Source organism: Blautia sp. 2227st1_G12_2227SCRN_220401 (genome assembly GCF_039062885.1).
GTDB lineage: Bacteria > Bacillota > Clostridia > Lachnospirales > Lachnospiraceae > Blautia_A > Blautia_A fusiformis.
In genome coordinates this window covers 56,147-67,997 of sequence record NZ_JBCLNI010000004.1, presented here as the reverse complement: position 1 = coordinate 67,997, position 11,851 = coordinate 56,147, and the positions used below count along the sequence as shown (strand labels likewise).

Here is an 11,851-nt window from a genome sequence, read left to right as displayed (position 1 = left end):
CTTATTCCTCCTCACGGTTCAGAGAAGCGATAAGGCCGCCCTGATTCAGTATATTCTGCATGTATTCCGGCAGTTTTGTGCAGGAATAAGTCTTACCATTGGCAACAGCAGTTCCCTCGGACATATGAAGCTCCAAGGTATCTCCTGTCTTCACAGCATCCGGAAGATCCTTACAGACAATTGCCGGAAGTCCGATATTAATGGCATTGCGGAAAAAAATACGGGCAAAAGATTTCGCAATAACTGCCTTTACTCCAAGTGCCTTAAGAACACCCGGTGCCTGCTCTCTGGAGGATCCGCATCCAAAGTTCTCTCCTCCAACTACAAAATCTCCCGGTTTAACCTTTTTGGAAAAATCCGGATCCAGTGATTCAAATGTGTGTCCCTTCATTTCATCCAGATTCGGCAGAAGCAGATACTGGGATGCAATGATCTGATCGGTATCAAGGTCATTATGAAATTTAAAAATTGTTCCCTTATCCATAAAACAAGTTCCTTTCTGATCGTTATCCATTTCCGGGTTAACATTCCTCTGTTACCCTTTTCGTCCTATATTCTAACACAAAACGTCATATAATTAAAATGTATATTTTTAATACTTAATATAACTTTAAGTTATAAAGTCATTTCCCTGTGATCAGCGCAAAATATCCCCACTCCCACAGAAGCTCTTCAAAACTGTTCTCAAGATATTCCCGGATATCGTCTTCCTCATATCCGGTCATTCTGGAGATCACTACCATATAATCCCGGAGTGTTTCGTAGGGAAGAGATCCCCGTCCATCTTTCTGCCACCGAAGAAAAACAGCCTGGCGGATGGTGGCATATTCCATACCGATCCACTGCATATGGACCAGGGCATCTTCCAAATCTCCCTCCGGTGTCAGAAGATCTGAATATACTTCGTTGGCAAGAAAGCTCCGGAGAAGGTCTTCATATACACGAAATTTCCGATAAAAATCCTCCCGGGCTTCCACCAGTTCCTCTTCCTCATATTCTTCGGACAATTCCTCCGCAAGTTCCATCACCGGCTCCAGATATTTCCGGTAAAGTCCCTCTTTCCGGTAATTTACAGCCAGGTCCTGCAAAAGTTCATTGCATTCGTCCATGGTATCCAGAACAGGCAGCTCTATTTCATTAATAGCATGTTCCAGTTGGCGAATCGTTTTCTCTGAAAAATAATCTTCCACAAGCTCTGTGGTAAGCGGCATGTTCCAGTGAAGTTCCTTCAGAACATAAAAACTTTCAAGAAGGATTTCCTCCGGTGTTTTTTCAGGATCCATTATAAGATCCATAACCTTCCGGCGCACAAGAAAAAGCGGCTGTTCCTTTTCTTTTGGAGTTTCCGGAAAAGCGATTCTTTTCTTCTCCTTCCAGATGTCCAGGACAGCCGGGCAACAGGGCATCATGGTCGCTTCCTTATGATCCTGAAATTCATGGATCTCCCTTGGAAAAATCTGGCAGGTCTCTGAAAGCATCGAATCCCCATAAGCACTTACCAGATAGCACAGTCTGTTCTTTGCAAGAAAAGGACAGTCGTGCTCTTCCGTCATCTTCATGATCCGGCTGCCGTCCTTTTTCATGGTATAGGCCTGCAGGCAGCTTCTGTGTCCGGGCACCTCTGACGGCGGCTGGATGGTTTTCCAGTTTCTGTAGGTTTCATCATCTATGTTGATCTTCCATTCCCTGCAGCAGCTGATGGTGCATTTGTCTGCAATACAGGTAAATTCGTCGTAATAATCAGGTTTTAATAATTCCATGTTTCCTCCATATTCTTTATTTTCCAGCTCCAATGTCTCCTGTTTGCAAAATGGACATGAGTTGACCTGTTTTATTTTCCCCGTAAACACAGAAAAGCGGAATTCTATCCGCTTTTTCTGATATTCTGTGTATTCGTTTTTATTCTGCAGTCTCTCCCAGAAGCTGCCTGTGAACTTTCCGCCTTACAAACCAGAAACAGGTCACCTGCATGATGATCGTAAGGATCCAGGATGCCGGATAAGAAATAAACAGTACTTTCAGTGATCTGTGAGCCGGGAAAATTCCGAAAATCCACACAATTCGAAGGCCGACCGTTCCGATAATAGACAGGATCATCGGCACACCAGAGCGTCCCATTCCGCGCAGTGCTCCCGGAAACAGATCCATCTGTCCGCAAAGGAAATAGGTAACTGTGGTATAGACAAGAATCTCCATTCCGCATTGGATAACCTTAGGGTCTTCCGTATAGATCTTCAGAAGCTGCGGACCGAAAAAGTATGCACCACAGCCCATGGCAAAGGATACGACAAAGGACAGGATCATACAGTCAACAAGCACCCGGTCCATACGTTTCGGTTTTCGCACACCATAATTCTGACTGGTAAAGCTCATGCAGGCCTGGGTAACCGAATTCACGGACACATACAGAAATCCAAAAATATTATTGGCTGCTGTATATCCTGCCATAGCAATGGAACCAAAGGAGTTTACAGAAGACTGAAGAAGTACATTGGAAAAATTGATCACTGTACTCTGGATCCCGGCAGGCAGTCCCACCTGGAAGATCTGCTTCAGGTACTCTCCCTTTATGGACAGTTTTGAAAAACGCAGCTGATAGCTTCCCTCTGTCTGATACAGACACCGAAGGACAAGAATGCAGGAGATCAGCTGAGAGATCACCGTTCCGATTCCCACACCGGCCACGCTTAAATGACACACGATCACGAAAAACAGATTCAAAAGCGCATTGGCACAGCCGGAAATGATCAGAAAGACCAGCGGCCGCTTGGTATCTCCCACAGCACGCAGGATCGCCGCACCATAGTTATACAGCATAAAAAACGGCATTCCCAGGAAATAAATACGCATATAAAGAGTAGAAAGATCGATCACATCGTCCGGTGTATCCATCAGTTCCAGGCAGATCCTGGCAAAGATCACTCCCAGAACTGCCATGATGATCCCGCTGATCAGAGCCAGCAGGATCGATGTATGTACTGTTTCTGACATTTCTTCATCCTTACCGGTAGCATAAAATCTGGCTGCCAGCACATTGGCACCAAGAGAGATCCCGATAAAAAGGTTGGTAAACACATTGATCAGTGCGGTAGTGGAGCCTACTGCCGCCAGCGCCTCACTTCCGCTGAAACGTCCCACTACCACGATATCCACTGCATTGAACATCAGCTGCAGGATACCGGACAGCATCAGCGGCAGTGAAAACGAGATCAGCTTGTCCATGATCGACCCATTACACATATCGATCTCATACTTGTTTTTTTTCACGATTTCATCCCCCATGTTCATACTTACATAAGAATATTATAGCACCTTTCGTCGGAAAGCTACAATGAAATATTTTTATGGAGAATATGCAGCGGCTGCATAAAATACGCAGCCGCACAGTAACGTGTGTTTATCATTTCACTATCTTTCCAGGAGTCCTGCATCACGAAGGTTTGCAAGAAGTGCATTAAAATCCTCCACAATATCATCTACTGTTGTTGCATTTCCAACAGCAGCTGCCGGGGTTACCGTTCCGGCAGGGCCGGTGGCTCCGGCTGCTCCTGCAGGACCAGTGGCTCCTGTTGCTCCTGTCGCTCCCATTGCTCCCGCTGGACCCGTGGCTCCCGTTGCTCCCGTCGGACCTGTTACTCCTGCCGGACCGGTGGCTCCTGTTGCTCCCGTCGGACCGATGACTCCCGCTGGACCAGTGGCTCCAGCCGGACCCGTGGCTCCCGTATATCCCTGTATTCCCGGTTCCCCCTGCGGTCCCTGAGGACCCATAGGACCCGGAACTCCCGGACAGCCTCTGGGACCGGTTGGTCCTGTAGGTCCCACAGGGCCTGGGCAGCCTCTTGTTCCACATCTGTCACATCCACAGGAACTATGATTCCCATAACAGGACATACAGGACAAATCCTCATGACTGTCCTGCTGCATTTCCATTTCCTTACGTTTTCGATGCCTGAACAGCATTCTGCGATCACCTCATAGGAAAATAACTTTCCCTACAGTATATGACAACAGCTTTTACCTGTGCATAGGATTCCCGCAAGCCTGTACCCTGCCAGGAAAATATAATAAATATGTCTTTCATTTTATGACAGACCATATTTTTCCCGGAAATATTTCTGGTCATACAATACTCCCGGATCTTCCGGCTTCAGTTCCATCGCTTTCTTATGAAAAAAGAATGCCTGCTCCGGGCATCCCATTTTATCATAACAAACGCAAAGCTGCATATATGGCACAACCCCATGATACTCAGCCATAAAAAATCCACCCTTTTTCTTATCTGAAGGCACAGTGAGCGCCTGCCCGTACCAGTAGGCAGCCTGTCTGGGCAGCTCTCTTTCCAGAAAGATCTTACCGACCTCACAGCAGATTTCCGCCCTCGGCACATCCATAGTCAGACTGTACAGAAAAGCTTCCAGTGCGTACTTTTTTTCTCCCATTTTCCGGTAGCACTGTCCAAGTACAAAACAGGCATCGATCTTATTTTCCAGCCATCCGGACGGATTTTTCAGGAACTCCACCAACACAGCCTCTGTCTCCGGATAACGCTGATGATAATACAGTTCTCTCCCATAATAAAGCTGATGTCTGGGTTCCAGCGTTTCTCCTCCTGCCAGCATTTTTTCATAAATGCGAAGATTACGGTCCGGATCACCTTTTCCACATTTCCGGTGCCGGATCACCACATCTGAATAAATGATATTTCCCTCCGGAATCACAGTTTCATGAACTGCCCCATTCCATCTGAAATTTCTGGATGTTTTCATTATCCGCTCCCGAAAATATGAAAATGTTGTTCTCCCGCTCTGGTCAAACCCTGCCGCATATTCCATCATTACAACATCTGTTCCGGGATTCAGAGTTTCTTTAAGACTCTTCAGTTTTTCCAGATTTTCTTCATCCAGGACATCATCCGCATCCAGCCACATCCAGTAATCGGTGCGGACTTTTTCCAGAAGAAAATTACGCGGAGCAGAAAAATCATCACACCAGGGAAAATCAAACACCTGCGACGTATACTGCTCCGCGATCTCTTTTGTTCTGTCTGAAGAACCGGTATCTGCGATCAGGATCGCATCCATCACCTGAGAAACCGGCTTCAAGATCCTCTCAAGAACTGCTTCTTCATTTTTTACGATCATACATAGACTGAGGGAAATCATATTTTAGGATCCTTCGGATTTTTATAATATTTATGCCGTTCCCGTCAGTCCTATGCCTTCTGTCAGTGTACAGCTTCTGCTTTCGGATAAAGCTGAACTCATCCTCATATCACCAACTGTGGTATTTCCTCTATATGTTCTGCAAGATGATCTGCCCCGTTCAGCTCCCCGCTCTCACCATATCCATATAGGCATCCTATAAATGGGCTTTTGCAGGCTCTGGCACATTCCAGATCCTGCCTCCTGTCTCCGACCACCAGATAAGGGCCTGTATATTCCCGGATGATTTCCTGCACAATTTCTGTCTTTGGACGGAATCCATACGATTCGCAGTCATAAAAATGATCGAACCATCGTTCTATCCCAAATTCCTTCCAGTGCGCCTCACGATAGGAAGCTTTACAGTTACTTAAGATCACAAGATGATATCCCCGGTTCTTCAGGGCTGTAAGCATCTCCTCTGCTCCCGGATACCACACTGCCTTATGCTTCCTGATCTGTCTGACCATCAGTTCTCCTACCATCCTGCTCGCCTGCTCTTTATAGCTCTGATCCAGCTCCGGCAAAAATGTATTCCACATCTCCTTACTGTTAAATCCCAGCCAGCCGGCAATTTCCGCCGAGCCTATCTCCCGTTCTTCTGCAGCCTTCTGTTCTGTCAGCCACTGATAGGTTTCACGAAATGCCGGTTCATAGATTCCAATGGTATGATGGATCGTTCCATCATAATCGAATATGATTGTTTTTGTCATCATTTATTTCCCTATCTATTAGAGCTGCTTCATCAGATTGACCATCTCGATCGCAGATAACGCACAGTCATAGCCTTTATTTCCCGCTTTGCTTCCTGCACGCGCAATAGCCTGCTCGATATTCTCAGTCGTGATCACTCCGAATAAGACCGGGATCCCTGTTGCAAGTTCAACCTGTGCGATCCCCTTGGCAGATTCATTGCACACCAGATCATAATGTGAAGTATCTCCACGAATGACAGCTCCCACGCAGATAACTGCATCATATTTTCCTGACTGTGCCATTTTCTGTGCTGTAAGCGGAATCTCAAATGCTCCCGGCACCCATGCTGCAGTAATATTCTCTTCTTCTACTCCATGTCTTACCAGTCCGTCGACTGCCCCTCCCAATAATTTATTCACAATGATCTCATTGAATCTCGCTGCCACGATACCAACCTTCATTCCCTCCGGTGCTACTACTTTTCCTTCTACTAAATTGATCTGTCTCATTTTTTCTTCCTCCTGCTATTTGCTGTTTTTTATAAATTTATTTCTTTAAAAATATGACCCATCTTTTCCTGCTTCGTCTTCATATACTTCCGGTCATACTTTTGTACCGGAATCTCCAATGGTACTCTCTCATTGATCTTCAACCCGAATTCGCCAAGCCCATAGACTTTATCCGGGTTATTGGTCAGTAATCTTAATGATTTCACACCAAGGTCTGACAGTATCTGTGCCCCAACCCAGTACTCTCTGAGATCCGGTGCAAACCCTAACTTCACATTAGCCTCCACGGTATCATATCCCTGTTCCTGAAGCGCATAGGCTTTGATCTTATTGATCAGTCCGATCCCTCTGCCTTCCTGTCTCATATACAGAATGATCCCTCTGCCTTCCGCCTCTACCTGGCGCATCGCTGTCTGCAGCTGCAGGCCGCAGTCACATCTGAGCGATCCGAATGCATCTCCTGTCAGGCACTCCGAATGTACACGGCAAAGCACATCCTCACCATCTCCTAGATCACCTTTTACCAGTGCCAGATGATGCTCTCCTGTAATGTCATTGATATAGCCATACATTTTAAAATCACCGTACTGCGTTGGGAGGTTTGCAGCTGCTTCCTCCTTTACATGCTTTTCATGTATTCTTATATAATCCTGCAGATCACGGATCGTAATAAATGTAAGGTTATGCTCTTTTGCCATTTCCCATAGCTGTGATGTACGCATCATAGTGCCATCTTCTTTCATAACTTCACAGCACACGCCGCATTCTTTCAGTCCGGCAAGTCTCATAAGATCTGTTGTTGCCTCCGTATGGCCATTTCGTACCAGAACCCCGCCTTTTCTGGAAATAAGCGGAAATACATGTCCCGGTCTTCTGAAATCCTCCGGTTTTGACTGATCATCCACACACTTCATAATGGTATAGGAGCGTTCTGCCGCAGAGATACCAGTGGTTGTATCTGCGTGATCCACTGCCACGGTAAATGCTGTACTGTGATTGTCCGTGTTCTCAGCAACCATCGGCGGAAAGTTCAATCTCGCCGCAATTTCTGCACTCATCGGTGTACAGATAAGACCCTTTGCATAAGTCGCCATGAAATTAATATTTTCCCGGGTTGCAAACTCTGCCGCACATATCAGATCTCCCTCATTTTCTCTGTCCGGATCATCTGTGACCAGAATTATTTTTCCTTCCTTAAGATCCCTAAGTGCCTCTTCAATTGTGTTGTACTGATAATTTTGTGACATAGTGTATATCCTCCTGTTCTAAAACCCGAATTCTTCAAGAAACTCCATCGTAATTCCGGATTCTTTTTTCTCTTCTTCATTTTTTCTGATGCCAAGCAATTTTTCTACATATTTTCCGATCACATCATTTTCCAGATTAACCAGATCCCCCGGCACCTTTTCCAAAAGGGTGGTTTCTTCTCCTGTATGTGGAATGACCGACACCTGAAAACCAGCTTCATCAACCCTTGCAACTGTCAGGCTGATCCCATCAATACAAACGGATCCTTTTTCCACGATCAGATGCAAGATCTGTGGCGATGTCTCAATTGATACCCAGATGGCATTTTCTTCCCGGAGCATGGAACGTATCACTCCAGTCCCATCAATATGGCCGCTTACTATGTGTCCCCCGAACCTACCATCTGCAGCCATTGCACGTTCCAGGTTTACCTGGCTTCCAGCTTTACAACTGCCAAGACTGCTTCTTCTGATCGTCTCTGCCATCACATCGGCAGTAAATCCGTCCGGCTGGATCGACGTAACTGTCAGACACACACCATTCACAGCAATACTGTCACCGATCCTTGTCCCTTCCAGGACTTTCCTGGCTTTCACTGCCAGGATCCCTGATTCTCCTGTCAGCTGTATATAACGGACTTTTCCTTTCTCTTCTACGATTCCTGTAAACATGATTCCTCCTGTTTTTTCTCACACACCTGACATCTTATCCGGATGTCCTCACCAATCTGGCAGATATCTGTATATTTCAATTCTACTGCTTCAGACGGGAATTCAACTCCGATACCTTCTACCGGTGTCTTCCCGGCCACACCACCAAACAGCTTTGGTGCCACAAAAGCCTGTACTTCCTTTACAATTCCGGCTCGCAGGGCACTGTCATTTAACGTACCGCCTCCCTCCAGGAGGATGCTGTCAATACCCCTGTTTCCAAGATCTGTCATCAACTTTTTAAGGTCTATCTGATCCTTTTCATCCGGACAGTAAATGGTCTCAACTCCCATAGTATGTAATATTTTTATTTTTTCTTCTGTATTTTTCTGATCTGCATAAGCCACGATCGTCCGGTACTTTTCCGCACTTTTTACGATCTGACTGTCCGGCGGGATCCTGAGCTTACTGTCGCACACAATCCTGACAGGACTTTTCCAGCCTTCTACCCGGACGTTTAACATCGGATCATCTGCAAGCACAGTTCCAATACCTGCCATGATCCCCATGTACTGATGCCGCATATGCTGTACTTCTTTTCTTGCCGCTTCTCCGGTGATCCATTTTGATGCTCCTGTCTTCGTTGCAATCTTCCCATCCAGTGTCATGGCATACTTCATCACCACGTATGGGGTTTTCGTAGTAATATAATGGAAAAACACCGGATTCAGCTGATCACATTCTTCTCTCATAAAATCTTCAACTACTGTTACACCGGCTTCCCTTAACATCTGTACACCTTTTCCTGCCACTTTCGGATTCGGATCCCGGGAACCGATCACCACTTTTCTGATCTTCTGTTCAATGATCGCTTCCGTACATGGAGGTGTTTTTCCATGATGACAGCAAGGCTCCAGCGTAACATAAATCACCGCACCTTCTGCTGATTCTGTGAGGGAAGCAATTGCATTACGTTCCGCATGAAGTTCTCCATACTTTTTATGATAGCCTTCCCCAATGATCCTTCCGTCTTTTACGATCACTGCCCCTACCATCGGATTGGGATTCGTCCAGCCTTCTCCTTTTTTGGCCAGCTGGATCGCCCGAAGCATATATTCCTGATCCGTCATTTTTATTCCTTCTTTCTTATTCCTGTTCTTTGTCTGGTACACCGAGACTTTTAACCCTGTGCAATCGGATTCACCGACAAGTGAATGGTATAGTTATTTCGAAAACGATATACCAGATACAAAAAAAGCCTGCAGAAATATCTGCAGGGTGGAATTGATCTGTTACATATGATCGATAAATGAATGTCTGATTATTTCCTACATAAAAAGCTCTGAAATGGATCACCATCTCAGAGCTCTGATACTACATTCATTCATACAAAAATCAACTGTACTATCATCTTCTTCCATCCAGACTGTACTGTCGGCCCCGGAATCTCACCGGATCATGCCTTTCGGCTCGCGGGCTCTACCGCCGGTAGGGAATCACACCCTGCCCTGAAGATATCTTTTTGTTTATTTTAATACTTTATCTGTTATTTGTAAAGCGGAATTTTTATTTTACTCATTCCATGCGGAATATTATCAGTGAACGGTAACGAAACTAATCACTAATCCGCATACTATACTCATCTTTTTTTGTATATAACCAATTCAGGATTTTCACCGTCTTTCTCATATGTACATATCATAATAAAATCCATATTTGCCAGAATACCGAAGTATCTGTCCCCTCCGAATTCAGATTCCATTTGATTTCCCAGATAAGTTTTCTGGTCATCCAGAAATTTCACTTTTTGTCCATTTGGTAGTGCATATTCCAGATTTACATATTTACCTACAAGTGCATTCAGTCTGTCTACCTTTGGAAGTCCATCTATATGTAAATCATTTATTTCATTTATCAATTGCTTTTTAAACTCTTCAAACTGCCCATTGTCACTAAGTTCATCATACCTTTTCCAGTAATCTAACTTTGGAAGCATTTCTTTCAGATAAGTGCGTGCCTGTTCTTCGGTAAAGCTTTCATTTACCATATTCTTTACACAAACATCAATCAATTCATCCATATCATTATATGTATATGTTCCATCTGCATAGCACCATTTACAATACTCCTCATTTAATGCGCCATCCTTATCACGTCCCAATATGGAATCATCATCAATTGGCATCCCGCAGCACTGACAGATCAGCTTTCTCGGTTCTCCCAAAAGCGTATTGATCGAGACATCAAATTCTCTCGATAAGAGCTTAAGTGTATCAGTATTCGGAACGGTATCTCCATTTTCCCAACGTGATACTGCCTGCCTTGTTACCATGATTTTATCTGCCAGCTCGTCTTGTGACATTCCTCTTTCCGTTCTAAGTTTTAAGATTACATTTTTTGTTTCCATAGCCGTCACCTCCATTATCCTATTATAAAGATAGATCCATGTTCTGAAAAGCAACTTCCTGTTACTATAGTCTATCCATATTTTATAATGTAGTATATGAAGTGGATAATATAAGAAAAACCCTTGAAAATACTGGATTTTCAAGGGTTTTATGGATCTTATTAAAGATCTGCAGATATCAGATTATTTACCCATCTGCTTTGCAACTTCCTCAGCGAAGTTCTCTTCTTTTTTCTCAAGACCATCGCCTGTCTCGTAGCGAACGAAGCCTTTGATCTGGATCTTAGCGCCGTTCTCTTTTGCTACCTGCTCTACGTATTTAGCAACGGACTGTTTTCCGTCCTCTGCTTTTACGTATGTCTGGTCAAGAAGGCAGATCTCTTTGAGCTCTTTCTTGATACGTCCTGTGATCATTCCCTCGATAACCTTAGCCGGTTTCTGGGACTCCTTCGGGTCGTTCTGAATCTGAGCCATAAGGATCTCTTTCTCATGCTCGATATAGTCAGCGCTTACTTCCTTGTCGCTTGTGTACTGCGGTTTCAGAGCTGCGATCTGCATAGCTACGTTCTTAGCCATCTCTTTAACAGCATCGTTAACAACATCTGTCTCAACGTCTACAAGAACGCCGATCTTTCCACCCATATGAGTGTAGGAAGCGATGAATCCGTTCTGTTCCTCAACCTGAGCAAATCTACGGATGTTCATGTTCTCGCCGATTACTGCGATCTGAGCTGCAAGAGCCTCTTTTACAGTCTTAGTTGTATCAAGTGCCCATGCCTCAGCAAGGAAAGCATCGATATCAGCTGCTGTTGTGTTAAGTGCCTGTGCTGCAACATCTGCAACATAGCCCTGGAATTTCTCATTCTTTGCAACGAAGTCTGTCTCAGCATTAACCTCAACAACGACTGCTTTCTTTCCATCCTCTGTTACCAGAGTTTTGCAAAGACCCTCTGCTGCGATACGGCTTGCTTTCTTCTGTGCTGTAGCAAGACCCTTCTCACGCAGGAACTCAACTGCTTTATCCATATCACCATCTGTAGATGTAAGAGCTTTCTTACAATCCATCATTCCGGCGCCGGTCATCTCTCTTAACTCTTTTACCTGTGCTGCTGTAATAGCCATTGTTCGTTTCCTCCTGAA

Annotated in this window: 12 protein-coding genes and 1 riboswitch; all 12 genes read right to left on the bottom strand. The window is 44.9% G+C overall.

Annotation, left to right across the window (positions count from 1 at the left end; all coding sequences use genetic code 11):
- Position 1: 1 nt before the first annotated feature.
- The 12 genes from leuD to tsf all read right to left on the bottom strand — a co-directional run bounded on the left by leuD (position 2) and on the right by tsf (position 11,833).
- Positions 2-484 (bottom strand): 3-isopropylmalate dehydratase small subunit 2, encoded by a 483-nt coding sequence (gene leuD, locus ABCM67_RS03085; RefSeq protein WP_022426042.1) that lies wholly within the window; start codon positions 482-484, stop codon positions 2-4.
- 139 nt (positions 485-623) lie between these two features.
- Positions 624-1,760: a flagellin lysine-N-methylase gene (fliB, locus tag ABCM67_RS03080; RefSeq protein ID WP_059086870.1), complete on the bottom strand. Its 1,137-nt coding sequence runs from the start codon at positions 1,758-1,760 to the stop codon at positions 624-626.
- 139 nt (positions 1,761-1,899) lie between these two features.
- Complete coding sequence (locus tag ABCM67_RS03075; protein WP_342992489.1) at positions 1,900-3,282, bottom strand: MATE family efflux transporter; 1,383 nt, start codon at positions 3,280-3,282, stop codon at positions 1,900-1,902.
- Positions 3,283-3,408: 126 nt separating this feature from the next.
- Entirely contained in the window at positions 3,409-3,960 is a 552-nt protein-coding gene (locus tag ABCM67_RS03070) for a collagen-like protein (RefSeq protein WP_342992488.1), read from the bottom strand.
- A gap of 122 nt (positions 3,961-4,082) precedes the next feature.
- Entirely contained in the window at positions 4,083-5,162 is a 1,080-nt protein-coding gene (locus tag ABCM67_RS03065) for a glycosyltransferase (protein WP_147603066.1), read from the bottom strand.
- Between the two features lie 104 nt (positions 5,163-5,266).
- Positions 5,267-5,917, bottom strand: a complete 651-nt coding sequence (locus tag ABCM67_RS03060; protein WP_147603067.1) for an HAD family hydrolase — start codon at positions 5,915-5,917, stop codon at positions 5,267-5,269.
- 15 nt (positions 5,918-5,932) lie between these two features.
- The gene (ribE, locus tag ABCM67_RS03055; protein WP_006427673.1) at positions 5,933-6,406 is read right to left on the bottom strand and encodes a 6,7-dimethyl-8-ribityllumazine synthase; all 474 of its coding nucleotides are present in this window, start codon (positions 6,404-6,406) and stop codon (positions 5,933-5,935) included.
- Positions 6,407-6,435: 29 nt separating this feature from the next.
- Positions 6,436-7,653: a bifunctional 3,4-dihydroxy-2-butanone-4-phosphate synthase/GTP cyclohydrolase II gene (locus ABCM67_RS03050; protein WP_015524672.1), complete on the bottom strand. Its 1,218-nt coding sequence runs from the start codon at positions 7,651-7,653 to the stop codon at positions 6,436-6,438.
- A gap of 18 nt (positions 7,654-7,671) precedes the next feature.
- Positions 7,672-8,325: a riboflavin synthase gene (gene ribE, locus ABCM67_RS03045; RefSeq protein ID WP_004844978.1), complete on the bottom strand. Its 654-nt coding sequence runs from the start codon at positions 8,323-8,325 to the stop codon at positions 7,672-7,674.
- Entirely contained in the window at positions 8,307-9,434 is a 1,128-nt protein-coding gene (ribD, locus tag ABCM67_RS03040) for a bifunctional diaminohydroxyphosphoribosylaminopyrimidine deaminase/5-amino-6-(5-phosphoribosylamino)uracil reductase RibD (RefSeq protein WP_110102469.1), read from the bottom strand. Before ribD ends, ribE (ABCM67_RS03045) begins: the two co-directional genes overlap by 19 nt.
- A 275-nt stretch (positions 9,435-9,709) precedes the next feature.
- Positions 9,710-9,824, bottom strand: a riboswitch (FMN riboswitch).
- Between the two features lie 119 nt (positions 9,825-9,943).
- Positions 9,944-10,711, bottom strand: a complete 768-nt coding sequence (locus tag ABCM67_RS03035; protein WP_147603068.1) for a zinc ribbon domain-containing protein — start codon at positions 10,709-10,711, stop codon at positions 9,944-9,946.
- A gap of 183 nt (positions 10,712-10,894) precedes the next feature.
- Positions 10,895-11,833, bottom strand: a complete 939-nt coding sequence (gene tsf, locus ABCM67_RS03030) for a translation elongation factor Ts (RefSeq protein ID WP_021650399.1) — start codon at positions 11,831-11,833, stop codon at positions 10,895-10,897.
- Positions 11,834-11,851 lie beyond the last annotated feature (18 nt).